Raw genomic sequence first — 26,157 nt, forward strand, 5'->3', positions numbered from 1 at the left:
CCTTCGCAAGCTTTTCTTCGACTTTATTGTTCTTTCCCGTTAATCACTATTTTACTCACTGGCCCATGCACGTTAATGGAGACCTCTTTCCAATTAGGCTGATACGCTCCGTGTAATTCTTCTGTTTCAATATATACGGTTTCACCTTGTTTCCATGCTTTCAAGTGTAACTGAAAATAGTCGCCTGCTTGATAAGCAAATGTCTCGCCGTCGTCGTCGTACAATGTGTATTCGCTCACTTCCTCGCTCGGATAGATATGAATGCTTAATTGATCAACTGGCTTAAAGGTGTCAGCTTGCGGAAGAATGGTTCCTGCTTTGACAAACAAAGGTAGCTCTTCCCACTTCGCCTCGACTAAAATATGCTTACCTCCGCTTATTGGTTCATCCGTCCAATAATTGATCCATTCTCCCTCTGGTAAATACACGACTCGATGATACGTATCAGGCGTCGTAATTGGAGCGACTAAAGCATTATCCCCTATTAAAAATTGATCCGCTAAATTAAAGGTATTGGCATCGTCAGGATATTCCATGACAAGCGGTCGCATGACAGGCAAACCGGTGACACTTGCCTCATGAAACAATGTGTAAAAATGCGGCAGCCAACGGTAGCGAAGCTCAATATACTTTTTAATGATGGCTTCTGCTTCTTCTCCAAACGACCATGGCTCCTGATGAACCGTGCCTAAATTGGAGTGGTTGCGGAAATAGGGCATAAAGGCACCAAGCTGCGTCCAACGAACAAGTAGGTCAGCATTAGCATCGTGGGCAAACCCACCAACGTCCGCTCCCGAAAACGGTACGCCGGACATCCCAAGATTCATACACATCGGCATCGACATTTGCAAATGCTCCCAGAAACTGCGATTATCTCCTGTCCACACCGTTGCATATCGCTGCACACCGGCAAACCCGGCACGCGTTAACACAAATGGCCGTTTTCCATTTAATAATTTTTTCAGTCCGCTATACGTCGCTTCTCCCATCAATAAACCGTACACATTATGAAGCTCACGATGCGTCTTCGAATAGCCATCATTATCATGCAATACCGCCACATCCATCGTTTTCGTTTCATTGAATACGGCTGGCTCATTCATATCATTCCAAATGCCTTCTACTCCGAGATCAGTGTAAAATTTTTGCCACTCTCCCCACCATTCACGCGCGTCTTGATTCGTAAAATCAGGAAAAGCACTTTCTCCTGGCCAAACGTCTCCAAAATAAATCTCACCTTCTGCATAACGGCAAAAATGTCCGGCTCTTACCCCTTCTAAATAAACGGGATATTCCGGGTCACGCTTAACCCCTGGATCAACAATCGGCACCACATGAATACCCGCATCTTTTAATTCATCAATCAGCTGCTCTGGATTCGGAAAGCGGTCCCGATTAAACGTAAATACCCGATAGCCTTCCATATAATGAATGTCTAAATAAATCGCATCGAGCGGAATGCCCTTTTCTTGAAAGGTGCACACGAGCTCACGAACTTCCGCTTCTGTTTTATAGCTGTAACGCGATTGATGGTAACCGAGCGCCCATTTTGGCGGCAATGCCATCCGCCCTGTCAATCTTGCATATTGCTTAACGACCTCTTTTGGGGAAGGACCTGCGATCACGTAATAATCAAGCTCGCCTCCAGCCGCTGAAAACGAATAACGATCAGTCTCTTGCTTTAAGTCAAACACCGTTTCAAACGTATTATCAAAAAACAGGCCGTGAGCTTGTCCATCTCGAATCGTCACAAAAAAGGGAATTGATTGATAGAGCGCGTCCACTTCCGGGTTATGAGGAGCGAACACATCAGAATTCCACATCATCATTTTTTCGCCACGCTTATCTAAAAAGCTCGTTTTTTCTCCAAACCCATAAAAATGATCGGCCTTTTCCATCTCTTTAAAGCAAATGACTTCACCTGTGCGGCGACTCGCCATACCTCGCTCCCCTTCATGAAGGAACGCTTGTCCGCTAGCATCTGTCACAAGAATCCGAAACGGTGCAAGAGTGATTTTGGCTGTTAGTTTTTCAGCTGTTATGTACACAGCATCCGCTGTTTCCTTCACGTCAAATGGCACTTGTTCTTTTTTCATGACGACCGCAAAACTTTGCTCCATCGTCGGGACACTCGTTGGATTCATCGTAACCCGAAGCATCTCCTCACAATAAAATTGCACAACAACATAACCATTGCGACAAATAAAGTGCACACCATCTGCTTTTGTCTGCCACTCCTTTACATCGCCAATGTCATAAAACTTCTCTTCATCCGTTTCCTTTTCTCGATCTGGGTGAATCGCGAAGCTTGTATCTTCCATTCCTACCCCTCCTTAATATCACACTATTTTTTCTCTCACGCATATATTTCCCTCCCCTCCCTTCTTTCCCCTTCATCCATAACACAACTATTACAAAACTTTTTCATTGACTAAATCGTATCCAACAGACAAAAACTGATATATAACAACTTTGTAATATTCCTGTAACATTATTTAAAGGAACTGTAACCTATAAAACGACAATTTTCTGATATATTATCTACAGAAGAAAAATTTACTACATAAATAAACAGACAGAATATATAAAACAAAACGGCAAGGGAAAGGAAACTAAGGTGAATCAAGTGAGAAAATTTCTAACAGTAACATTCAGTTCTTTACTATTAAGCGCAAGTTTACTTTTACCTACACAATCTGCAGATGCAGCTTATTCAAAAGCAAATGTAATAACAGAAGCGAAAAAGCATATCGGAACACCATATAAATGGGGTGGAACGACACCAAAAGGATTCGATTGCTCTGGGTTTATCCAATACGCTCATAAGAAAAACGGCGTACAGCTACCTCGTACAGCAGCTCAAATGTATACAAAAGGTGAGAAAGTTGCTAAATCAAACATGGAACCTGGAGATTTAATCTTCTTTAGTACATATAAAAAAGGCGCTTCCCACGTTGGCATTTACTTAGGTGAGAACAAATTTATCCATTCCGCTTCTAAAGGTGTACGTATTGATCAAGTAAGCAATTCTTATTGGACGAAAAAATATTTAGGCTCTAAACGTCTAAATGATTAATAATTTAAAACAACCCAACTTCTCGATAGAAGTTGGGTTGTTTATTTAGTTGGAAATGATCATTCACAACTCCCTCCTATTTCTTCTATTTAATAATTGTAACAATATTATTCTCCTGTAACATTCCTTTAATATTATTTAATCGACCTGTAACCTATGAAACGACAGTTTTCTGGTATATTGTTTACAGAACAAAAACAAACGACATAAACAGCTAGACAAAATACATATAAAAAACATAAAAAAACATGGGAAAGGGTTTTAGGTGATTCAAGTGAAAAAGCTTTTGACAGTACTATTCAGTTCTTTACTATTAAGTGTAAGTTTACTGTTACCAACTCAATCAGCAGATGCAGCGTCATATTCTAAGGCAAACGTGATTAAGGAAGCGAAAAAACACATTGGCACTCCATATAGATGGGGTGGAACGACACCAAAAGGATTCGATTGCTCTGGGTTTATCCAATACACACATAAAAAGAACGGCGTCTCTCTTCCTCGTACAGCGGCTCAAATGTACAAGAAAGGAAGTTCTGTTGCTAAATCAAAAATGCAACCAGGAGATTTAATGTATTTCAGTACATATAAAAAAGGCGCTTCCCATGTTGGTATTTACTTAGGTAATAATCAATTTATTCACTCTGCTTCTAAAGGAGTAAGAATTGATAAAGTGAGCAACTCTTACTGGAAGAAAAAATATATCGGCTCTAAACGCCTGTAATAGAACGGACTCCCCCGACTCCCTTATTGGAAGTCGGGGTTTTTACTTTCTCTTCGCTTTCATATCTGATTATGTAGTAAAATGAGAAAAGAAATATTACGAATGAGAGGGTCTTATTATGAGTATTTTAACTGTCAATAATTTAAGCCATGGCTTTGGTGACCGAGCCATTTTTAATAATGTGTCATTTCGTTTGCTAAAAGGCGAGCATATTGGACTGATTGGAGCGAATGGAGAAGGAAAATCGACTTTTATGAATATCGTTACCGGCCAGCTTCAGCCCGATGAAGGAAAAGTCACTTGGTCCAAAAATGTACGCGTCGGTTATTTAGATCAGCATGCTGTTTTAGAAAAAGGAATGACCATTCGTGACGTCTTAAAAACGGCTTTCCAATATTTATTCGATTTAGAAACAGAAATGAATGAGCTATTCGGAAAAATGGGTGAAGTCTCCCCAGAAGAATTAGAAAAACTGCTAGAAGAAACAGGTACGCTACAAGATATGCTGACGAATAATGACTTTTATATTATTGATGCTAAAGTAGAGGAAATTGCCCGTGGTCTTGGTTTAGACGAAATTGGACTAGATCGCGATGTTCATGATTTAAGTGGTGGACAACGCACAAAGGTCTTGCTAGCGAAGCTTCTTCTTGAGAAGCCTGACATTTTATTACTAGATGAGCCGACAAACTATTTGGATGAGCAACATATTGAATGGTTAAAACGCTACTTACAAGAATATGAAAATGCCTTTATTTTAATTTCACATGACATCCCATTTTTAAATAGCGTCATTAACTTGATTTATCATATGGAAAATCAAGAGCTGAACCGTTACGCTGGCACATACGATGAATTTTTAAAAGTGTACGAAATGAAAAAACAACAGCTAGAAGCAGCTTATAAAAAGCAGCAGCAAGAAATTGCTGACTTAAAGGACTTTGTTGCCCGTAATAAAGCGCGAGTGTCTACGAGAAATATGGCAATGTCTCGTCAGAAAAAGCTTGATAAAATGGACGTGATCGAACTTGCCTCTGAACGTCCGAAACCAGAATTCCACTTTAAAGAAGGACGCACATCTGGCAAGTTAATTTTTGAAACGAAGGATTTAGTGATCGGGTACAACGAGCCGCTCTCAAAGCCATTGAATTTACGCATGGAGCGCGGTCAAAAAATCGCGCTAACAGGGGCGAACGGAATCGGGAAAACAACACTTTTACGTAGTATTCTCGGTGAGATCAAACCGGTATCTGGTCAAGTCGAACGCGGAGAGCATTTGCAAATCGGCTATTTCGAGCAAGAAGTGAAGTCGACGAATAACAACACTTGTATTGAAGAAGTGTGGTCGGAGTTCCCTTCGTTTACTCAATATGAAGTGCGTGCCGCGTTGGCGAAATGTGGATTAACGACGAAGCATATCGAAAGCAAAGTGAGTGTATTAAGCGGTGGAGAAAAAGCAAAGGTTCGACTTTGTAAATTAATTAATCAAGAAACAAACATTTTAGTACTCGATGAGCCGACAAATCATTTAGATGTCGATGCAAAAGACGAACTAAAACGAGCTTTAAAAGCATATAAAGGAAGCATTTTACTCATCTCCCATGAGCCTGAATTTTACCAAGAAGTCGCTACCGAAATATGGAACTGTGAAACTTGGACGACGAAAGTATTTTAATAAGGAAGTGATCGTATGGGAAAACGAGTAGCTTTGTCATGGAGCGGCGGCAAAGATAGCTGCATGGCGCTTGATTTATTAGTGAAACAAGGCTATGAGGTAGCTTGCTTAATTACGACAGTGCCGAAAGAAATCGGCCGCACCTTTGGTCATGATGAGAAGACGGAATGGATTGAGCGGCAAAGCAACGCTCTCTCCCTTCCCCTTCACTTCGTCCGCTGTTCGCTCGATCGCTATACCGAGACATTTATTGAAGATCTTGTTCAGTTGAAAGAAAGATTTCAGCTAGAAGGTATTGCCTTTGGTGATATTTATTTAGACGGACATCGCGAATGGGGTGAGAATGTTGCCGCTGCGGTTGGATTACCTGCTCTTTATCCGTTGTGGAGCAAAGAAGAAGACAGCTTACAGTTGTTACAAAACTTTATCCAATCAGGTTATAAAGCGATGATCATTCGCCTTCGTCTCGATGTCTTAGATGACGCTTGGCTCGGTCGACAACTAGATGAGGACTTTTATGTCGACATCCAATCACAAGACCTTTGTCCGATGGGTGAGCATGGTGAATTTCACACGTTCGTTTATGACGGCCCACTATTTCACCACCCTATCCACTTAACGCATGGAAAAATCGTGACGAGCGAACGTAGCAAACGATTAGATATTTGTGCGAAAGTCTAAAATCGATAAAAAATCGCCCACCCTGTTAAAACAGGAGGGCGATTTTTTATTACATGTTCTTATATTCTCTCACCAGCATCGACTGGCTTACCTTTGTAAAATTGTTTCTTCTGCAATTGGATACCGAGTTCTCTTGCTATTTTCTTCAGTTCGCGTTCTTCTCTTTCTGTGACAAGTGAGATAACGGTTCCTTCTGCACCTGAGCGACCGGTACGACCTGCGCGATGCGTGTATTGTGTAGCATTCTTTGGCATATCAAAGTGGAGGACGTGCGTGAGGCCTTTAATGTCTAGTCCTCTTGCAGCCACGTCTGTTGCGAACAATAATGGAAGCTTGCCAGCGCGAAATTGCTTCAAAGCCTTCTCTCTTTCCTGCTTATTTAAGTCACTATGCAAAATTCCATTGGCAAATCCGTTATAGTCTAATTTAGAAGCAAAGGCGTTTACTTCACCGATATCATTGATAAACGCCAAAATGCGCTCTGGTTCAAAGCCACGCATCATCCGTTCGACCATCACTTGTCGATCACGACGATCGCAAACGAAGTAGAGATGCTCGACTTTTGAAGCAGGCATGTCCGTTTTCGTTACCTTGATCACTTCTGCATCCTTCATCCACTGTTTCGCTGTCGCCTCTGTTTGAGCTGGCATTGTAGCCGAGAAAAGAACTAGCTGGCGATCCCTCATCGTCGATTTAATAATTGCCTCTAAATTTTTAATATGCTCTGGCACTAATAGCTGATCACCTTCATCGAGCACAAGCAATTTCACCTCATGCATTTTCAACTTCTTCATTTGAATTAATTCTTGAATTCGCCCTGGTGTTCCAGCTACTACTTGCGGTTGTTTTTTCAGTTTTTCAACTTGACGTTTAACATTCGCTCCCCCGATCAAAGCAGCGCTCGAAACGCCTCCTCCCCACGCACGAATCTCATCGGAAATTTGCATAATTAATTCTCGAGACGAGGCTAAGATAACGGCTTGTACTGCCTTTTTGTCTGGATCAATTTTTTCAAGTAACGGCAATAAATAAGCTAGCGTCTTCCCCGTTCCTGTCGGCGATTCGGCCAATACATCACGACCATCTAACATGAGAGGAACCGCCTTTTCCTGAATCGGTGTCGGCTCTGAAAATCCGGCCTTCTCCCAAGCCTCCTGTAAAAATGGTTTCATTGTATTTAAAGTGGAAAATGTAGTTGTCATAAATAGCTCCTTTAATTAAAACATCAGCCTTTACTGATGCAGTCTATACTTTCATTATGAAAAACTTTTGACGTTTTCGCAATCCCCTGATGAAAAGTTGAAAATATCCCCCAAAATGGTACAACACCGTTTGACAAATTACTGACTTTTATACTATTTTAAAAATAGAAAATTCCTCATTATTCGATATAAAATAATATACAGGAGCTAACGTAATGGGTCGAAAGCATGAAATACGTTCAATTGTCATATTAACGGGCGGTTTGTTATCAATTGTTATGCTATATCAATTAAATATGATTTATAAAGATCTTTTCATCGTCACTAATTTTCTTTCTTTTCATACGGCACTTGAACTTTTAAGTATAGCTGTCGCCTTTGCGGTTGCTTTACAAGGTTGGCTAATATTCCCACATACTTTGTCGAAACATCGTTTGTTTATTTCTGCCGCTTTTTTAAGTATAGGAATATTTGACTTGTTCCATGTCCTTACTTATAAAGGAATGCCATTTTTTCTAACAGAAAGTTCCAGTCAAAATGCGACCTGGTTTTGGATAGTCGCTCGACTGACATTAGCGATTTCACTTTTAGCTATTTATTCGCGAGAAGATCAGATTACTAATAAAAGATTTCGGAATCATACATTTGCTCTATTTAGCTTATATTCCTTAGTCATTAGCTTCATCATTTTTACGTTTTCAGACAAGTTACCGCTGCTAGTCATACACGGAGTAGGTTTAACCCCATTAAAAAAGGGAATAGAATACTTTGTTTGCTTCCTATTTCTGTTCACAATTATACTTATATTTGAAAAATATCGCGACAGCAAGAAAAAAGAATATTTGCCTCTTATTATCGCTTTAAGTCTAAGTTTATATAGCGAACTGATCTTCACTTTATATAATCATGTGTATGATTGGATGAATTTACTCGGTCATGTCTTTAAAGTGAGCAGTTATTACTTTTTTCTAAAAGGCATCTATGTTGCAACCATTGAGAAGCCCTACTTAGAGCAGAAACAAATCCAAAAAGCATTAGAGGAAAGTGAACACCGTCTGAATACAATCGTGAACATGGTACCGACTGGGATTACGATTACAAATACAGAAGGAAAGCATCTGTTTATTAATCATGCCGCAAAAAAAGTATTTGGTATTTTTAGCGATGGTCAAATTCACCCTAGTCGATTTAAGACATTGGCTGGAAAGCCCTATCCCGAAGAAAAGCAAGCGATTAATCTAGTGAAGGCTACTGGTGAAGCTGTCTACGATGTTATGTATAAATTGGAGCAGCTAAATGGCGAACATCGAATTTTATCAGTTAACTCCGCTCCTATTTTTGATAAGAACCAGAAAATAGTACAAATTATTAACTCGATTACGGATATGACCGAACAAATAGAAGCACAAAACAAGGTCAATTTTTTAGCTTATTATGATGAATTGACTGGTCTTCCTAATCGCTTTTATTTAAAAAAACAGCTTTCTGAAAGACTAGAATCTGGATGTGGCTTTTCCCTACTCGTTATTAATTTAAACAGATTTAAACATATTAACGAATCGTTAGGACGACAAATCGGTGATTTATTTTTAATCGAAGCTGCCAATCGATTACAAGCATTTGCTTCTGACCAAGGGATGACGGCCGTTCGACTGACAGGAGATGAGTTTGCTATCCTATGTGATACATGTGATTCAAATGACTGTGGAAAGGTCGACATGTGCGCAAAGCAAATTGTCGATTTATTTCATCCCCCTTTCATTGTTAAAGGGTTGAGAATGCGAGTCCAAGTAACAGTAGGAGCAACATTTTCAACCGCAGCAGCAGATATAGACGAACTGTTAAATCAAGCGATGATGGCAATTACGGAAGCAAGAAAAATGAATCGTTCCATTATGATTTATAGATCGGATATGGAGCAAAAAGCATACGAACAAATAGTGCTTGAGCATGATTTAAGTCAAGCGATTGAGCGCAAACAACTATCGTTACATTATCAGCCGCAAATTGATCTCGAAACAGGACAATTAGTCGGAGCTGAGGCATTAATCCGCTGGCATCATCCAGAAAAGGGGATGATTTCTCCCGCGACTTTTATTCCTTTAGCGGAAAGTACGGGCTTGATCCTGCCGATCGGCACATGGGTTATCGAGGAAGCTTGCAGACAACTAAGACAATGGCTAGATGATGGTCTTCCAACGATGCGGATCTCCGTCAATCTATCATTAAGACAGTTTTTCCAAAATGATTTAACTCAAGTCGTTTCTAACGCACTAACGTCCTGTCGTTTACAGCCAGACCAGTTAGAATTAGAAATTACCGAAAGCATGACGTTAAATCTCGAACTTGCGTTAAAGAAATTAAATAAATTAAAGAAACTTGGCGTCCAAATCGCTGTTGACGACTTTGGGACCGGTTATAGCTCCTTAAGCTATTTACACCAATTCCCCGTCGATCGACTGAAAATTGACCAATCCTTCGTTCAGCATTTATTCGTTGAGAAGCACGGTGAAGCTATTGTCGAAACGATTCTTTCGATGGGACAAAACTTAGGGCTTGAATTGATCGCTGAGGGAGTAGAAACAGAAGAACAAATGACATTTTTAAAACATCACCACTGCCATCAAGTGCAAGGCTATTACATAAGCAAACCTCTTCCTGCTGAAGAATTTAGTCAATTGGTACGGAATAGGGAACTGAGCAAATAAAAAACCCACCTCTCCCAAAATGAAATCTATGAGAGGTGGGTTTTTTTGTGAGATTTCTTATATAATCAAAAAAGATTACTAATGAAGGAACTGATCGAGATGAATTCTGAAAAGCAATTACTAAGTTTGATTAACGCTGCCCAAGTGCTAACTTCTACGCTTGATTTAGATAAAGTATTGGATCAACTGATTAAAGAAGTGCTCCAAGTAATTGAAGGCGCTGATGCCGGTGTGTTTTTTAAATATGAACCGAAAGTACAGAAACTAATTGCTGAAAATGCCATCGGTTATGATATGACCTATCTTGGAAAAATTCAACTGTCACCCGATGAAGCGATGACTGGTAAAACTTTCACCTCCCAGCAAGCTCGCATCTTTGATTCTAAAAAAGATACAGAAAAAAATATGCTCAACCTTTATCCTGAGCATGTCAGTTACTATGAAAAATCGTTAGGACAGTTGAAATATCCGGCAAGTGCTATCTGTGCCCCCTTATTAACGAAAACCGGTGATTGTCTTGGTATTTTAACAATCGTTAGCTTTAATGAAAAGGTTCGCTTTGAACAGCGAGATTTAAGATTGCTAGAAACCTTCGCACGCCAAGCTGTCATTGCGATTGAAAATGCGCGAATGTTTTCTCAAACTGAACGATCGCAAAATATTATTAAAAAATTATCGCTCGTTTCTCTTTCCGGAAAGGGCTTGCCTGAAATTACTGTCACATTATCTAAGCTTGTTGACAAGAATGTATGCGTCTTTGATGAATTTTTTGACTTACTTTCATTTAGTTCACTAGAAGCAAAAACTTTAGCAGAAGCTCTACAAAAAGATGAATCTTTTTTCGTGAAGGAAGATAAAGTAAGACAACTCCCAATAGAATTAGAGGGAAATATGCATGAAGTCTACTTTTTTCCGATTCGAGCAAATGATTCTCTGATTGGTCTACTGACCGTTTTTTCTGATAGCAGCGATGAATTAGACCCGCTCGATTTGTTTGCTGTAGAGCAAGCACATATGATTTTCGCCTTGGAAATGATGAATCAAGAGCGCGATATGTCAGAGCTATTTAAATTTGAAGGCTATTTACTAGAAAAATTGATTCAGCAAAGAGCGGCAGATATTTCTATCAAACAGTTGCAAAAAATTGGCTTAACTACTCGACGTACGTTTGTTTCGGCTTTCATTCAATTAATCGATCCAATGACCAGTTTTTCAAGGCTTTCCTCAAGAAAAAAGCCGTTCAGTCGATTGCTTTACAGGCAGATTCAATCATTCTCTCATAAATTACTCGTACTTGAAAAAAATGTAGAGATTCACTTACTTTTTATCGCTAATACTAACTGCTCAGCAGAGGAATTTCAAAAAGACATTGAAGGTTTCCTACAAGAGCTTTTACACGAATCCACTAAGCGAGGTTTGCTCGATTTTTATGCAGGTATTGGTAGTCCCTTTACTTCACTAGAATCGATCGTCCAATCTGCGACAGATGCCAAAAGCTGTGTGAAATTTTTACAAACTTCCCGAGAGAAACAATCCATTATGAACTTTAAAGAATTGGGGCTATATCGACTATTCCTTGAGCACGACCGTCAAAACCTTCGTTATTATATAGAGAAAACACTTGGTGCCCTCCTTCAACATGATGAAGAACACGGAACAGAGCTTGTTGATACGTTAAAAATATTTTTAGAATGCAACCAAAGTGTAACGAAGACGGCAAAATTGAGCTATGTTCACCTCAATACGATTAAATACCGACTACAAACGATCAAGAAAATATTAGGTAAGTCGACTATTGATGGCAAAGAAATGTTCGAACTTCAGTTAGCCATCTATATGCACGATTATATGAATAGTATTTAATATTATACAAAAAGGACAAAGAGTAACCAGTTACTTTATCCTTTTTGTATATATCTATTCTTTTCTGAATATTCTATACTTCTAAAATACATGAAATAGTGAAACGAAAGGAGAAATTAATATGGATAAACAAAGTAAAGGAATGGCCCTACTCCTTGCTTGCCTATTAATCATTGGGACAGGCATGGTGCTTCATTCTTGGAGAATGATCATTTACTCTTATATTTTTGCTTTAGGTTTACTTCTAACTATTAGTCTCGGCTATTATATTCAGAAAAATAAGATTTTTCTCTTTATTCCTGTCGCTTGTTCCGTTCTGTTCTATAGTTTATTCCTTCTAGCAGATCGATTAGGTCTCGGAACTCCATTAGCTGGTGGAAATAGTACTACCTACATTCTAGGAGTTGTTCCGACGACTGCCGTCTTCTTATATGGCATTGCCTCTATGATTTTAGTTGTGCCGCTGTTATATGCATGGAGCCATCGCCACCAAGAAACGGTGAAGACAGTAGAACAAAAACAAGAATATCACCAAAAACAAACAGTCAAAACATCTTAATTCAAGGGGCAATCATTATGAATTCAACTATTATTTCCATTTTAATTGCATATTTAGTTATTTGTATCATCATCGGTGTTTGGGCGACGAAAAAAACAAAATCGAGCAGTGATTTTTATGTCGCAGGAAAAAGCTTAGGCATGTTTGTCATGGCAATCGCTGCCTTTTCCTCCGTCCAAAGCGGTGTAGGAATGGTCGGAGGTACGGCATTAACCTTCAAAAACGGCTTAGGATTTATTGCTGGGCCATTAATTGCTGCTTCCATTGGTTTCGGACTTACTTGGTTTCTAGTCGGTAGACGAATTTGGGAGCTTGGGGCAAAAGAAGAAATTTATACGATGGGTGACATCGTTGGCAGTCGCTACAAAAGCCGTGCCGCTCAAGGCTGGATGGGCATCGCCGTTATTCTCGGAGTACTCGGTTATTTAGGCACTCAAGTACAAGCACTTGGCGTCATTATGAATCTCACCTTTGGTCTATCTGTCAAAGAAGGAGCCATCATCGGCTTAATTATTCTCGCTGTCTATGCGGTAGGTGGCGGAATGATTGCAGGCGTTTATACAGATGTTGTTCAAGGTGTCATGATGATCTTTGTGTCCATTATTGTATTTTTCTACGCACTTGATGCAGGCGGTGGCTTACTCAACATTACGAAAACATTGCAAGAAGCTGATCCAATCATGGCTTCACCAACTGGACAGTTCCCGCTTATGACGATTATTTGCTGGTTTTTCATGATGAGTCTAGGTATGGCTGGACAACCACAACTCGTCACGAAATTTTTAATGCTGAAAGATGTAAAGCAATTAAAATGGGGTGCTTTCACGTCCGGTGCTGCTTATTTAATTACGATCTTCTTAGTTCTTGGTATTGGATTAGCTTCAGCAGCGCTCTATTCACAAGGGAAATTCCCGGCAATCGCTTCACCGGATGATACATTAATGACGTTTATTTTAAATTATACACACCCAGTTATCGCTGGACTTGTCATTTCCGGCTTGCTTGCGGCGATCATGTCAACGGGGGATAGCTTCGTTAACCTTGGTGCAGGCGCGATTATCCGCGACATTCCGAAAGCTTTTAATATCGAAGTAAAAAGAGAACTTTTCTGGAGCCGCATCGCCGTTGTGGCACTATTAGTCGCCTCTGCCCTCTTTGCTTTTTATATGAATACATTAGTTGGACTACTCGGTGTATTCGGTTTCGGTACATTTGCAGCGGCGATCTTCCCTTCCGTTGTGCTAGGGTTGATTTGGGAAAAAGCGACAAAGCAAGCGGCTGTCACGAGTATCGTCATCGGTATTGCCAGCAACTTTATATTAGAGATCGGGTCTAAATATGGATTTACTATTATTCCACCGACTGTCGTAAACGGCGCCTTTGCCTTTGCTCTTTCGATGATTACTTTTATCGTAGTTTCCTTCTTGACTCAATCAAAGCAACCAGCTTTAGAGCCTCATATGCAACAAGTCATTAAAGGAATCTAGAAATACAACATAGAAATGGGAGATAGACGATGAACGCTTCATTATTTATTACTTGTTTAGCAGACAACCTCTATCCACAAGTTGGAGAAAGCGTTGTTCGTATTTTAAACCGCCAAGGAGTGACGGTAGACTTTCCAGAAGGACAAACATGCTGCGGTCAACCTGCTTTCAACAGCGGATATCAAAAAGATGGCGAAAAAGTGGCGAAACATACAATTCAAGTATTTGAAAAAAGTGAATTCGTTGTGTTGCCTTCGGGTTCTTGCACAGGAATGATTCATCACTACTATCCAGAAATATTTAAAGATGATCCGGTATGGCGCAAAAAAGCAGATGAATTGATCGCAAAAACATACGAATTCACCCAGTTTTTAGTTCACGTATTAAAGGTAGAAGATGTCGGTGCTAGCCTAGAAAAACGGGCGACCTTCCACCCTTCTTGCCATACATCCAGACTGCTTCATGTCAAGGATGAGCCGTTAACTTTACTCAGCCACGTCAAAGGCTTACAACTAGTTGATCTACCTTACAAATCGGATTGCTGTGGCTTCGGAGGAACGTTCGCTGTAAAGATGTCTGATATTTCTAAACAAATGGTGACGGAGAAAGCGACTCATGTACAATCGACACAACCTGATGTGTTAATCAGCTCCGATATGGGCTGTTTAATGAACATTGGCGGTCGAATGAATCAGCTCGGTTCTCATGTAGAAGTGATGCACATTGCCGAAGTTCTTGATCAGGGGGTGACAGCATGACCCTTTATGCAGGTGGCACGTTAAAAGAACGTGTCAAAAAAGAAATTACCGATACACATGCTAGACAAGCCGTTGCCCGTGCAACAGAAAAGCTTCATCACGGGCGACTACAAGCGGCAGAAGAAATCGGTAACTGGGAAGAATGGCGTAAGCGCGGCAGTGAAATCCGTAGCCATACAATTCAGCACTTAGATTATTATTTGTCTCAGTTCGCAGACAATGTCGAAAAACAAGGTGGCCATGTACATTTTGCGAAAGATGCCGCTGAAGCGTTAGAGCATGCGCGGCAAATCGTCAAAAGCGTCGATGGAAAATATGCCGTGAAATCCAAATCGATGGTGACAGAAGAAATTAAATTAAATCATGCCTTGGAAGAAATCGGTGTGGAAACGGTTGAAACAGACTTAGGTGAGTACATTCTTCAACTCGCTGGCGAGCACCCTTCTCACTTACTTGGTCCCGCTGTCCATAAAACGAAGGAGCAAGTGGCGGAGTTATTTGCTAAAGAGGGTGGTCATGAAGTTGCGGCTGACTTACAAACACTTGTCGGCTTTGCCCGTTCAGCCATTCGCGAAAAATTCCTAGCCGCAGACATCGGAATCACTGGCTGTAACTTTGCCATCGCTGAAGAGGGAGCAATCTCACTTTTAACAAATGAAGGAAATGCTCGCATGGTGACGACGCTTCCTGATACTCATATCGTCTTTATGGGAATGGAACGAATTGTCCCGACATGGGAAGATTTCGAAGTTGTCATTAACCTTCTGCCTCGTGCTGGAACCGGGCAGAAAATTTCTTCCGGCGTCTCGATTTTAAAGCCGGTACGCAGTCATGAAAATGATGGGCCGAAACAGATGCATGTCATCATTTTAGACAATGGACGATCTCAACAACTGGGCGACCCAGATTTTCAAGAAATTCTCAACTGTATTCGCTGTGGTGCATGCATTAATGTTTGTCCTGTTTACCGTCACGTCGGTGGTCACTCCTATGGCTCAGTTTATAACGGACCGATCGGAGCGGTGTTAACGCCATTGTTAAATCAAGATTCTAAGCAGGCAGCCGAATTATCATATGCATCAAGCCTATGTGGTGCTTGTCATGAAGCTTGTCCCGTTAGAATCCCGCTACATGATATGCTCGTCAAACTGCGTCATCGCAACGTACAAGACGGATACACATCTCCGTTGGAAAAAATGGCGTTTAATATGTTCGGAAAAACGTTCAGCTCGCCGACGTTATATGATAAAGCGACGAAAGCTGGGCAGCTGTTGCAAAAGCCGTTTATTAAAGATGGACATTTTAAAGAGAACACACCATTTATGAAGGGCTGGACCGATTCGCGTGAATTCCCGCAAGTCCAAACCTCCTTCCGTGAGCGCTGGAAAACATCAATTAAGCACCAAGGAGGTCCGTCGAATGAATAAAACTGATTTTCTACGAAACATCCAAACTCGACTCGGCCGCTCAACTAACGATCAAGTGGCCTCTTATTCAAAAGGAATACCCGAACGTAACGCCGTACTCTCTTATTCACAAGAAGAATTAATAGAAGAATATACAAGAAACCTTGAAGCTATCCATGGTGAAGTGTTTATGGCCAACGACATAAAAGACGTTCAGCAAGCGTTGCAAACGATTATCGAACGCCATCAAGCGCAATCGATCATACGCTGGGATGATGAAGAATTAGCCAAGCTGTCAATTGATCAAACAGCCATTACAGCTAAGGCGACGATCGACGTTTGGGATAAAGAAGCGACGAAAGAAAGCAATATCGCCATCGCAAAACAAGCTGATATCGGCATTACGACTGCTGACTTCGCGATCGCCAATACCGGCACAGCTGTTTTGATCTATAATGAGAAAAAAGGACGCGGCGTCAGCCTCCTCCCTCCTGTCCACATTATTATTTTCAAACAGGAACAGCTTGTCGCTCGAATGGGCAATCTCTTTACAAAAATTAGAGAGAAAGACTTTTCTACATTACACTTTCTCACCGGACCGAGTAAAAGCGGCGATATCGAGCTACAAATGACGACTGGTGTCCACGGTCCAAAACACGTATATGCAATTGTGCGAACAGATTAATAGTCAGAAAGGGTCGGATATCACTCCGACCCTTTCATCTATTTATTAACTGGCATCTCCATCGTTCGCGGATGATCTTCAATATGAGGCTGTAAGTAGGCTTCCCTCACTTCATGTCTCATCCACCCCATCATACCTAACACAAGTAGAAATGAAGCGAGCGCTCCCATAAACGCGCGATGCGAATCTTTTTTATCAGTGACGTATAAGAAGCCTAATAAAATAAGCGTCACAATAATCGACCCTACTAATAGCCCCGTCGTTAATGCATTGCCTCCCATATAAAGCAACATCACATCTTGCTTTAATGCAAATAGCACAAGTGTACCAGCTGCGAATTGACAAAGCGTGATCCAAAACGTCGCTTTAATGCCAATCTTTCTAACGCGCTGATCCGCTTCCTCCTCTTGATAGCTTGGCTCCTGTTTTTTCTTTGAGCGATACTTAAATGTATAAAACAAATAAAGATACAATCCACCCGCCGCAAAACTTGATAACATAAAGTGAGCATATCGTTGCCATACTTGCGGGTAATAAAATAAGCCGTGGAAAAAGCCGTTCGATTCCATCCATTTTTCCGGGTAGAGCATCGACACAACATTCACAATGAAAATTAGGGGCACAAACAATAAGATTAAGCTTGCGGCTAAACCAATCAGTAAATGCAGGACTTTTTTGTTCGCTAATTTCTCCCAAAGAAATTTATAAGCGTATAAAAGCAGGAACGCAACGATTAATAGCACAATAATACTTAACCATGCTTTCCCGATCAAAATCGTTGATGAATAGAAGTATTGCGTATAGACAATACTCACTAACAAAATCGGTCCAACCCCAAGGACAACGGCAATACTTTTATGAATCGATGCATGATACGAACAAATTTGGGCGATGCGATCATACAGTTTACTTTGTTTTTTCATCCCAATCGCCTCTAAAATAACCGCCCCTGTAGCAAGTGAAATCGTCACATTAACAAACACAATATGCAGTAAAAATGTGACAATCAACAAAATCGTTAACAAGCCCATATCACCTGGTATTGGGAGCTGAATATCATTTGGTATCGGTAATGCTTGCGCTAGTATCATTCTCTTTCTCCCCCTTTACCGTTTGTTTACCCTCATTGACGATCTTATATAAATAATGACTTAAAGCTTCTAACTCTTCCTCTGTCCCCACAAACGGTGGCATAACTGGACGAACATTATGCATTGTTGGAATAAAACCCTTAATTGTTTCCTCCGACCAGCCGTCTAATCGGTTATTTAACGCACGCTTTGATCGCCAGCCATCGACTGTATGGCACGTCATACACTGCCCTTTATACACTTCTTGCCCGGCCTCATACATATTGCTACTAGTGACATTCGTCGTCTCGGCAAAAGTGGAATGAGCAAGCACCCCTTCTTTGTTGTATTTCTCCACATCCTTCGCGAGCACCCCATTAGCATACATATAATCATAAATAATGAACGGCTTGCGCACCGACTCGCGGACAAATTCAAATTCAGCAATGAAGCCCATCGACGCCCCTAGTACTGCAAATGATAAAATCAACGGCAACGTCTTCGGCTTGATCGCTGCCCAAAAAATAAAGAGGAGAATCACACCTAAGCCTGTTAAATTAATGATGTCAAACATTTTCTCACTCATACCTGTCGAATAAACGACTAAATCATACGCCTCTTGCGGAATCGATTGCAAATACCAAATGGCTGTCAGTAAAATGCCTGGAATTGAAATCGCCGACCACATAGAGAAAATGCGAAAGATCTCCTGCTTGAGTTCTTGATCCTTCACACGCCACTTGACGAAGAACGAGAAAAGGCCAATCGCCAATAACAACGCTAAAAACGTTCGAAAACCTAATGAAGGTAAATACGTTGGGTTGAAAAATGCATGCCAAAAAGAGAACGTCTCCGTCCATTGTCCTGGCGTCAACTTAGCTGCCAGCACCCCGGTAATAATCGCCGCTGTAATCCACGAAAAGATACATAGCGCAATTCCGATGCGAATATGCTTCATTTTTTTCGCCGTTTCCTTATACAAATCCCAGGTGTAGTAATAAATAATTAAGAGAACGACTTCCGTAATAAAGACAGCCCATTCAGCGACCCACGCCCAGAAGAAAATGCGCAAAAGTGAACCAATCGAATCTGGCTGAATGACCGTCGTCGAAAACCAAATCCCTACCCCAGTCATCGCACCAGCTGTCGTTGTAATAATTAAAATCCATTTCGCCATCTTTCTAGCAAAGGCATCTAGCTTGATGTCTTTTTTTCGAAACGCATTATACTCAGCCGTCACCATTAATGTCGTTGCCCCAATCGCCACCCCATGACTAATAATGACATGAATAATGGCGATTAAAGCAATAATCGTCCCATTCCCAAACCACGGAAACTCGACCGTTGGAAAGTTCAATTTCATAACCCCCTTAACAAATAAATGAATGTCATCTAAAAGGTTACTGTCACATTTTGAGATAAGTGTGAAGAAAGAGAGATTGTTGTCGAATCGTTAAACTTCCTTCCTATAAATTTCATAAACCATTAATTTTATTCAATCTTTTTTCAATAGTTTGAACAGACCAAAAGCGAAGGGCGCTATTTTTATCAACAAGACGCCTGTATAATGATAGTAGATAGAACGGAGGGGTATGGTGGGACATGCGCGGGTTTATATGATTCTAGTAGGTACGATGATGATTTGGGGAGTGAATGTGTCACTCATTAAAATTTTGGTGGAGCATTTTCTACCTGTGACGATTACAGCGTTGCGAATTTTCACTGCCTCGCTAGCCGTGTTTTTGACACTTGCGATCACTAAGCAAATACGGCGACCTCAAGGAAAAGAATGGGGATATATTTTCGGTGGGGCATTGTTAAGCGTCGTTTGTCATCATTATTTTTTAGCGGAAGGGTTAACGAAGACGTCCGCGACGAACGCTGGGCTTATTTTAGGACTAGGTCCATTATTAACGGCTCTGTTTGCCACTATCCTATTAAAAGGAAAGCTTACCGTTGCCCGTTGGATCGGCTTTTTGCTTGGCGGAGCTGGTGTGAGCTTTACAGTACTTGCTGGTAAAACAGGTATCAGTGCGATAACAGCCGGAGATATCGATATTTTCCTAGCAATTCTGACTCAGGCACTCAGCTTTATTTTGATAAAAAAAGCGTCAGCTACGCTCGATCCTCGGCTATTAACCGGATATATGCTGTTATTCGGGTCTATCATCCTTTTTATGATCAGTTTATGGATGGAACCACAAGGTCTCTCTCATCTATCTGCCGCTCCCCCTCTTGTTTGGGTGGTGTTCTTCTTTTCAGCGATTATGGCAACGGCGTTCGGTCATATGATTTACAATTACGCCATTGGAAAAATTGGAGCAGCAGAAGCGTCTATTTTTATGAATTTAAGTACCTTTTTTTCACTCGTTGCAGCAGCAGTATTACTGGACGAAGCGATGTTACCGGCACATTTGATCGGGTTTATTTTGATCGTTTCTGGTGTCCTACTAGGCTCAGGCTCGTTAGAAGAATTACAGCGACAGCGAAAACAAAATATCCAAATACAAAAGCGGAGCTGACATCAGCCTCCGCTTTTACCTTGAAACAAATGGATTGTCTGTAATCCAAAAACGCCATGGATAATCTTTCGCTTCCCCAGAGTTTTCAATCCCAATTCGTGATCCGACAGAAATGTCTTCTGGCACCAGCCCTTCTGCGATAAACAATGGCGGCTCATTGAATCTTCGCCCATAGTCCTCCATCGTAACGCCCATCGCTTTCGTTAACTTCCCTGGCCCGCTCGTCAAATTTTTCAATGGCATCGTCCCACGTCGATCAAACATTAACTCTACACCTTCACATGGCTCTACCGCTCGAATTAAAACCGCTTCTGGCTGATCTACTTCTCCACTAACGACATTCAACAAGCAATGCGTATGCATCACATACGTATACACACGCCCCGCTTCTTGAAACATAATCTCTGTTCGTTTCGTGCGCCGATTATTAAAGCTATGAGCCGCTCGATCATCAGGCCCACAATACGCTTCTGTTTCAACAATAAAGCCTGCGGTCGTTCCTTCATTTGTTACTTTTACTAACTTGCACCCGAGTAACGCTTTTGCCAACTGCAAGGTTGATTGCTGATAAAATTCTTTTTCAAACAGACGATACGGATTCATTTTTTCTCTCCTTCTTTTGCTTGAATGAATGGAAAAACATAGTCGAGTCCCTTACAATAAAGAGTAAAGAAATAAAAGGGAGGTCATCTTATGGCAATCATCGGCTGGGCTAGCTTAGCTATCTTTATTATAGCCATCCTTTATTTAGTCATCGCGGTCATAAGCACATTAAAAACGATGCAACCGAAATTAAATCGACTGCAATCTGCTTCAGAAAGAATCAACGAACAACAAATGAAGCTACAAACAGAAGTTCAAGCATTAACCGCCCATCAAGCAGGCATTCAGCAAGATATCGAACAAAAGAAAGAAATCGTCACACAAGTGATAGCAGAAGCGAAACAAACACCAGAGGCTATCAAACAATTAAGCATCGCAGTGAAAAACAAACTATCCTAAACGGAATGAAGGCAAAGAGAAGCGTTCTCTTTGCCTTCATTTTTTTACTGATTTAACGGAAATACCACTTCCACCCTAGTACCTTTCCCTAATTCACTTGTAATGCTCATATAGGCATCATGAGCTTCAACAATACGGTAACTGACCATTAAGCCAAGCCCCGTCCCCTTCTCTTTCGTACTGTAAAAAGGTTCGCCAAGCCGTGCTAATCGTTCTTCAGAAATACCAATACCTTCATCTTTAAAAGTGAACACCACACCACTCGCTGTTAACTTCGTTTCAATATCAACTTGACCACCATTTGACATCGCTTCAATGGCATTTTTTAAAATATTAATAAACACTTGCTTCATTTGATTTCGATCACAGTAAATAATCGGTAATTGCAAGGAAAACTCTTGCTTGATTTGTACCCCATTCATATTCGCTTGAGCCGCTAGTAGTGTAATGACCTCTTGAATTAATTTATTCATATTCGTTGGTTGAAACTTCATCGCTTGCGGTTTACCAAGAACAAGAAACTCATTCACAATAGCGCTCATTCGCTCAATTTCTGAATCAATGACTTCTAAATAAGGCTGCTTTTCCGGCGAATCCTCTTTCATTAATTGAACAAATCCTTTAATCGAAGTTAGTGGATTTCGAATTTCATGGGCGACACCAGCAGCTAACTCTCCAACAATCGTCAGCTTTTCCGATGTTCGAATCCACTCCTCTGCTTGAATTCTCTCAGTAATATCTGTCGAGACATAAAGCGTTTGTTCCAATTGATTCAAAGCCGAAAAAATTGGCAAATGTGCCGTTTCTACATGGCGCATATCACCTGTAGAATTGATAAACATTTCTCTAATAAAAGGATTCGTCTGTCCCACTTCTCGCTCTTGTTTAAAAGAAAAGTCTGATACTTTCTTCCCTTCAAAGTCAGACACGTCGCGACCTAAAAATGAAGCGAAAGATTGATTCACAAACGTAAAGTACCCTTCTCCGTCTACCGCATAAATATAACTCGGATTCATGTCGATCACCGTGCGGAAAAATTCCTTCTGCTGTCGTAACTCTTCTTCTTTTCTTTGTAAGCTTAATTTCGAATTTCGCATATGTTCGACCATCTCGTTAAAGCGAGTCGAAAGCACCCCGATCTCACCTTTGACAATGGGAGAGATCATCTGCTGATCATTCCCTTTAGCCATTAAATCCACCGCTGTATATAACCGCCTAATCGGCTTTATAAGATCTTGAGCATATAAAGCTGTCAGTGCAGACAGAACAAAAACAACGAAAATCGACATGATCCACAATGATTTCATAAATAAATGATATTGATAATATACATCCTCTTTCGGTACTTCTGCTACAATCCCCCAATCCATCAATGGAACATATTCAAAGGAAGAAAAATAGTCCATATCCTCTTCAGCTGGCGCTCCTATATACCCCGATTCGTGTCTCTTTAGCCTTTGAACAGCCGGATGTTCCGACATATCTGTGCCAATTTGCATCACATTTGGATGGGAAATCACTTTTCCTTGATGATCAACGATAAAGGCGGAGCCAGCTTCTTCATGACCGAACTTGTACGTTTGGAAAATCGTTTGAAAATTTCGATTTTCTTTAATCCATAACGTCAAATTGACGACACGACTCACTTCCCCATCAACTAAAATCGGGACAGAATAAACAATAACTGGCCCATGTGATGGCATATTTAACACGTCACTCACATAAGGTTGTTTAGTTTCAAACGTTCGTTGGAAATACACTTGCTCCTTTACATTTGTAGGTGGATGATGTCCTTCTTTCGGAAAAAAGCTTTGCACATTGCCATCTTTATCCGCAATCAAAGTGCTATCGACAAAAGAAGACACATTGCTTAACATATCCAATTCTTTATATAACATATTTGGATCGGTGGACTGTAGTTCCTTTCTCGACTGTACATGAACAACGAGAGTCCTCATATCGTCTGCCACCACCGATATTTTCTCTTTAATCCGCTTCGCATTTCTATCTGTAATTTCCTGATAAATATTTTGAGAAATGTCCGGGAGAAGGATACGAGAAGCAGTAAAAACAAAGAATAACACAGTAAAAATAACAGCCAGATTAATCAGAAATATTCTCCAAAAAATGTACGATTTATACCATTTCATTTTTTCACCTAGGCTTCTAATCATTCGATCATTTTAACTTCATCTTACCAAATCCTTCTTTCTTCTGTATAGACGAACTGAAAATAAAAAAAGCTTGTCTCCTAAGTAAACAAATAGAATGTTTTCGTAGGAGACAAGCTCTTTTACGAGATAATCTCGTCCTTATATGCATATATTCGTAACTCACAACGCTTATGAATGAGTTTTGTTCTTCCTATTTTGGAATGAAACCGCCGCGGTTTTGTTCCACATCGTCGTTTATGATGAACCTAAACGACCTAAGCCCTGCCTTCTCTTAAGTCCTTGCGGCTCCGAAGCCGCTCCAGTGTGAATAAGTCTTGCGTCAAAAACATAGCAGAATGCCAGTATCTATATAAAACGTTCTAAGTTACTTTCTAACTGAATTTATTATGATATCATTATCCTTCGCGTTCGTCAACCTTTTCTTTGTAACGCTAGAAAGAATTTGATCATTCCATAAGTCACTTCGTCTGGAAGCTGCTCTTTGATCGGCTTTAGCTTATCCACTCCGACCTGCTCGACTGCTTGTTCAAGTAATGATCGATAAGCAACAGGAACTAGTGAAGCCAAACCGACATCTTCCCCTTCTTCTATACACTGCACTAAATGATTTTCAATCGTGTAGGCAGAGAGATTACGTTTTTCCACAATTTCTTCAACGGTTAATTGCGCTTGATGCAAAGCCAATGTTTCCAAATGGGAGCCGCTCACCGACTTTTTCTTCGGTGTAGATGGAATGATAACAGTGCTTACTTTCTCTCGTTCCGGATGCTCGCTAACAAACTCAGCGATCACTTGTAGAAAAGCCTCGCCATACTTTTCAAGCTTGCTGCTTCCGACACCGCTCACGGTTAAAAACTCTTCATCCGATTGAGGAAGTTTCGCACACATATCTTGTAACGTCGAATCTGAAAAAATAACAAAAGGCGCCACACCTGCTTCTTGAGCAAGTTGTTTGCGCAAACTTCGTAATTGTTCAAACAACGGATCATCTTTCGAAATTTGCTTCGTTTGCACCACTTCTTTTCGCTGAACGGGTTGCTGACCGAGTAAGACGTCCTTACCGTTACTCGTCACAAAAATCGTCGGATACGTACCATGCTCCACACCGAGCAACTCTTTAGAAATTAAAAACTCGATAAAGTGACTGACCTCTTTGGCACTTTGCTGTTTCATAATGCCATATGTAGACAATTGATCAAAGCCAAGCTCCAATAATTTTTTATTTCTCGAGCCAGTTAACACTTGCGCCGTCATCGCTTTGCCAAAACGTTGGCCCATACGAATCACGCACGATAACACCATTTGCGCTTCTTTCGTGACATCCACACTGCTTCTTGAATCGGTACAGTTTCCACAGCGACCACAAGGTTCTGAAGAGGGATCTCCGAAATACTTCACGATAAAGCTTTGCAAGCAGCTTTCTGTATGACAGTAATCAACCATTAACTGTAACTTCTCAAGCTCTTTCGGTATCCGCTCACGCTCTTGCGATTGATCAATTAAAAAGCGCTGCGTCTGTACATCTTGCGAAGAATAAAGCAAAACACACTCACTCGGCAAGCCATCTCGTCCTGCACGTCCCGCCTCTTGATAATAGCTTTCCATATTTTTCGGCAATTGAAAATGAAGAACATAGCGAATGTTTGACTTATCAATCCCCATTCCAAACGCATTAGTTGCAACCATTACTGACGCTTGATCGGTTAAAAAACGATCCTGCTCATTCGCTCGCTCTGCGTCACTCATGCCGGCATGATAACGAGCGACCGAAATATTATTTTTTTTCAAGAGTTCAAATAGTTGATCGACCGTTTTTCTCGTCGCCGCATAAATGATCCCCGCTTCCTTTTCATTCTTTTTAATATAATCTTTTAAAAATAGCTGGCGATCCTGCCCTTGGATGATAGAGAAAGAAAGATTTTCACGTTCAAATCCTGTCATGACTGTATGGCTGTCATCAATAGAAAGCAAGCGACAAATATCATCGCGTACTTGCGGAGTCGCCGTCGCTGTCAGTGCTAGCACCACCGGCCTTCTGACAAGCATATCCGCTAACCGCTGGATTTGCCGATAGCTCGGACGAAAATCATGCCCCCATTGCGAAATACAATGCGCTTCATCAACAGCCACGAGCGGGATCTGTATTTCTCGTAACTCTTCAATAAAGGCAAAGGATTCTAATCGCTCCGGTGCGATGTACAATAATTTGTATTCCCCATGTTTAGCAGCTGTCATCGTCTCACGGACCTCTTTGTGGCTAAGTGAACTATTAATGTAGGCAGCCGGAATCCCCGCCTCTAATAATGTATCGACTTGATCTTTCATCAATGAGATCAGTGGAGAAATGACTATCGTCGTTCCTTGAAGAACAAGTGCTGGAATTTGATAACAAATCGACTTCCCGCCCCCCGTCGGCATCACACAAATGGTATTCCTTCCTGCAAGAACGTGCTCAATCGCTTGCTCCTGCCCTTTGCGGAATGCAGAATAACCGAAATGAGACTGCAACAATTGTTGGGCTTGTTCAAGCATTATGCCACTTCCTTTGGTTTTTTCATCATTATAACA

The 26,157-nt window shown here is 40.9% G+C and carries 19 protein-coding genes and 1 pseudogene; 13 read left to right on the top strand and 7 right to left on the bottom strand.

The genetic code is table 11. The features are described from left to right. Positions 1–23: 23 nt before the first annotated feature. Positions 24–2,321: a glycoside hydrolase family 31 protein gene (locus CEF22_RS15025; RefSeq protein WP_100403497.1), complete on the bottom strand. Its 2,298-nt coding sequence runs from the start codon at positions 2,319–2,321 to the stop codon at positions 24–26. Between the two features lie 407 nt (positions 2,322–2,728). On the opposite strand from CEF22_RS15025, the pseudogene CEF22_RS15030 reads away from it, so the two are divergent. The 4 genes and pseudogenes from CEF22_RS15030 to CEF22_RS15045 form a co-directional block, all read left to right on the top strand. After that, positions 2,729–3,076: pseudogene (locus CEF22_RS15030) on the top strand (C40 family peptidase); the annotation flags it as partial. A gap of 274 nt (positions 3,077–3,350) precedes the next feature. Continuing rightward, entirely contained in the window at positions 3,351–3,797 is a 447-nt protein-coding gene (locus tag CEF22_RS15035) for a C40 family peptidase (RefSeq protein ID WP_095478902.1), read from the top strand. A 118-nt stretch (positions 3,798–3,915) separates the two neighbouring features. Beyond that, the gene (locus CEF22_RS15040; RefSeq protein WP_100403498.1) at positions 3,916–5,472 is read left to right on the top strand and encodes an ABC-F family ATP-binding cassette domain-containing protein; all 1,557 of its coding nucleotides are present in this window, start codon (positions 3,916–3,918) and stop codon (positions 5,470–5,472) included. 15 nt (positions 5,473–5,487) lie between these two features. Next, on the top strand, positions 5,488–6,153 hold the full coding sequence (locus CEF22_RS15045; protein ID WP_100403499.1) for a Dph6-related ATP pyrophosphatase: 666 nt from the start codon (positions 5,488–5,490) through the stop codon (positions 6,151–6,153). 59 nt (positions 6,154–6,212) lie between these two features. Here the strand turns inward: CEF22_RS15045 and CEF22_RS15050 are convergent, their stop codons facing one another. After that, positions 6,213–7,355: a DEAD/DEAH box helicase gene (locus tag CEF22_RS15050; RefSeq protein WP_100403500.1), complete on the bottom strand. Its 1,143-nt coding sequence runs from the start codon at positions 7,353–7,355 to the stop codon at positions 6,213–6,215. Between the two features lie 215 nt (positions 7,356–7,570). On the opposite strand from CEF22_RS15050, the gene CEF22_RS15055 reads away from it, so the two are divergent. The 7 genes from CEF22_RS15055 (at position 7,571) to CEF22_RS15085 (ending at position 16,821) form a co-directional block, all read left to right on the top strand. Continuing rightward, entirely contained in the window at positions 7,571–10,063 is a 2,493-nt protein-coding gene (locus CEF22_RS15055; protein WP_100403501.1) for a bifunctional diguanylate cyclase/phosphodiesterase, read from the top strand. Positions 10,064–10,162: 99 nt separating this feature from the next. Further along, positions 10,163–11,926, top strand: coding sequence for a GAF domain-containing protein (locus CEF22_RS15060; RefSeq protein WP_198508075.1), 1,764 nt, complete (start codon positions 10,163–10,165; stop codon positions 11,924–11,926). Between the two features lie 121 nt (positions 11,927–12,047). Next, positions 12,048–12,485 carry a hypothetical protein gene (locus CEF22_RS15065; RefSeq protein ID WP_095478856.1) on the top strand — a complete coding sequence of 146 codons (438 nt, stop codon included), beginning with the start codon at positions 12,048–12,050 and terminating at the stop codon, positions 12,483–12,485. 17 nt (positions 12,486–12,502) lie between these two features. Next, positions 12,503–13,972, top strand: a complete 1,470-nt coding sequence (locus CEF22_RS15070; RefSeq protein ID WP_157843249.1) for a sodium:solute symporter family transporter — start codon at positions 12,503–12,505, stop codon at positions 13,970–13,972. Positions 13,973–14,001: 29 nt separating this feature from the next. Continuing rightward, positions 14,002–14,730 (top strand): (Fe-S)-binding protein, encoded by a 729-nt coding sequence (locus CEF22_RS15075; RefSeq protein WP_100403504.1) that lies wholly within the window; start codon positions 14,002–14,004, stop codon positions 14,728–14,730. Continuing rightward, entirely contained in the window at positions 14,727–16,157 is a 1,431-nt protein-coding gene (locus CEF22_RS15080) for a LutB/LldF family L-lactate oxidation iron-sulfur protein (RefSeq protein ID WP_100403505.1), read from the top strand. Before CEF22_RS15075 ends, CEF22_RS15080 begins: the two co-directional genes overlap by 4 nt. After that, positions 16,150–16,821, top strand: a complete 672-nt coding sequence (locus CEF22_RS15085; RefSeq protein WP_100403506.1) for a LutC/YkgG family protein — start codon at positions 16,150–16,152, stop codon at positions 16,819–16,821. The genes CEF22_RS15080 and CEF22_RS15085 overlap by 8 nt, the downstream gene beginning before the upstream one ends. A 38-nt stretch (positions 16,822–16,859) precedes the next feature. Here CEF22_RS15085 and CEF22_RS15090 read toward each other — a convergent pair whose 3' ends face one another. After that, entirely contained in the window at positions 16,860–17,912 is a 1,053-nt protein-coding gene (locus CEF22_RS15090; protein WP_100403507.1) for a cytochrome ubiquinol oxidase subunit I, read from the bottom strand. Next, the gene (locus tag CEF22_RS15095; RefSeq protein WP_100403508.1) at positions 17,878–19,248 is read right to left on the bottom strand and encodes a c-type cytochrome; all 1,371 of its coding nucleotides are present in this window, start codon (positions 19,246–19,248) and stop codon (positions 17,878–17,880) included. The genes CEF22_RS15090 and CEF22_RS15095 overlap by 35 nt, the downstream gene beginning before the upstream one ends. A gap of 259 nt (positions 19,249–19,507) precedes the next feature. On the opposite strand from CEF22_RS15095, the gene CEF22_RS15100 reads away from it, so the two are divergent. Beyond that, entirely contained in the window at positions 19,508–20,413 is a 906-nt protein-coding gene (locus CEF22_RS15100) for a DMT family transporter (protein ID WP_232726137.1), read from the top strand. Positions 20,414–20,428: 15 nt separating this feature from the next. Here CEF22_RS15100 and CEF22_RS15105 read toward each other — a convergent pair whose 3' ends face one another. Continuing rightward, complete coding sequence (locus tag CEF22_RS15105) at positions 20,429–21,016, bottom strand: DNA-3-methyladenine glycosylase (RefSeq protein ID WP_100403510.1); 588 nt, start codon at positions 21,014–21,016, stop codon at positions 20,429–20,431. 90 nt (positions 21,017–21,106) lie between these two features. On the opposite strand from CEF22_RS15105, the gene CEF22_RS15110 reads away from it, so the two are divergent. After that, positions 21,107–21,415 (top strand): DUF948 domain-containing protein, encoded by a 309-nt coding sequence (locus CEF22_RS15110; protein ID WP_094836744.1) that lies wholly within the window; start codon positions 21,107–21,109, stop codon positions 21,413–21,415. Positions 21,416–21,459: 44 nt separating this feature from the next. Here the strand turns inward: CEF22_RS15110 and CEF22_RS15115 are convergent, their stop codons facing one another. Then, entirely contained in the window at positions 21,460–23,565 is a 2,106-nt protein-coding gene (locus CEF22_RS15115) for a PAS domain-containing sensor histidine kinase (protein ID WP_198508076.1), read from the bottom strand. A gap of 435 nt (positions 23,566–24,000) precedes the next feature. Further along, positions 24,001–26,121, bottom strand: coding sequence for a DNA helicase RecQ (gene recQ / locus CEF22_RS15120; protein WP_100403512.1), 2,121 nt, complete (start codon positions 26,119–26,121; stop codon positions 24,001–24,003). Positions 26,122–26,157: the final 36 nt, after the last annotated feature.

It is taken from the genome of Bacillus sp. FJAT-42315 (assembly GCF_002797375.1).
Taxonomy (GTDB): domain Bacteria; phylum Bacillota; class Bacilli; order Bacillales; family Domibacillaceae; genus Bacillus_CE.

Bases quoted from the DNA above. Each gene is read 5' to 3' on its own strand.
- CEF22_RS15100 (WP_232726137.1), top strand. From the start codon at position 19,508: ATGATTCTAGTAGGTACGATGATGATTTGGGGAGTGAATGTGTCACTC.
- CEF22_RS15110 (WP_094836744.1), top strand. From the start codon at position 21,107: ATGGCAATCATCGGCTGGGCTAGCTTAGCTATCTTTATTATAGCCATC.
- CEF22_RS15090 (WP_100403507.1), bottom strand. From the start codon at position 17,912: ATGATACTAGCGCAAGCATTACCGATACCAAATGATATTCAGCTCCCA.
- CEF22_RS15065 (WP_095478856.1), top strand. From the start codon at position 12,048: ATGGATAAACAAAGTAAAGGAATGGCCCTACTCCTTGCTTGCCTATTA.
- CEF22_RS15075 (WP_100403504.1), top strand. From the start codon at position 14,002: ATGAACGCTTCATTATTTATTACTTGTTTAGCAGACAACCTCTATCCA.
- CEF22_RS15055 (WP_100403501.1), top strand. From the start codon at position 7,571: ATGGGTCGAAAGCATGAAATACGTTCAATTGTCATATTAACGGGCGGT.
- CEF22_RS15060 (WP_198508075.1), top strand. From the start codon at position 10,163: ATGAATTCTGAAAAGCAATTACTAAGTTTGATTAACGCTGCCCAAGTG.
- CEF22_RS15115 (WP_198508076.1), bottom strand. From the start codon at position 23,565: ATGAAATGGTATAAATCGTACATTTTTTGGAGAATATTTCTGATTAAT.
- CEF22_RS15050 (WP_100403500.1), bottom strand. From the start codon at position 7,355: ATGACAACTACATTTTCCACTTTAAATACAATGAAACCATTTTTACAG.
- CEF22_RS15070 (WP_157843249.1), top strand. From the start codon at position 12,503: ATGAATTCAACTATTATTTCCATTTTAATTGCATATTTAGTTATTTGT.
- CEF22_RS15045 (WP_100403499.1), top strand. From the start codon at position 5,488: ATGGGAAAACGAGTAGCTTTGTCATGGAGCGGCGGCAAAGATAGCTGC.
- CEF22_RS15040 (WP_100403498.1), top strand. From the start codon at position 3,916: ATGAGTATTTTAACTGTCAATAATTTAAGCCATGGCTTTGGTGACCGA.
- CEF22_RS15025 (WP_100403497.1), bottom strand. From the start codon at position 2,321: ATGGAAGATACAAGCTTCGCGATTCACCCAGATCGAGAAAAGGAAACG.
- CEF22_RS15085 (WP_100403506.1), top strand. From the start codon at position 16,150: ATGAATAAAACTGATTTTCTACGAAACATCCAAACTCGACTCGGCCGC.
- recQ (WP_100403512.1), bottom strand. From the start codon at position 26,121: ATGCTTGAACAAGCCCAACAATTGTTGCAGTCTCATTTCGGTTATTCT.
- CEF22_RS15080 (WP_100403505.1), top strand. From the start codon at position 14,727: ATGACCCTTTATGCAGGTGGCACGTTAAAAGAACGTGTCAAAAAAGAA.
- CEF22_RS15105 (WP_100403510.1), bottom strand. From the start codon at position 21,016: ATGAATCCGTATCGTCTGTTTGAAAAAGAATTTTATCAGCAATCAACC.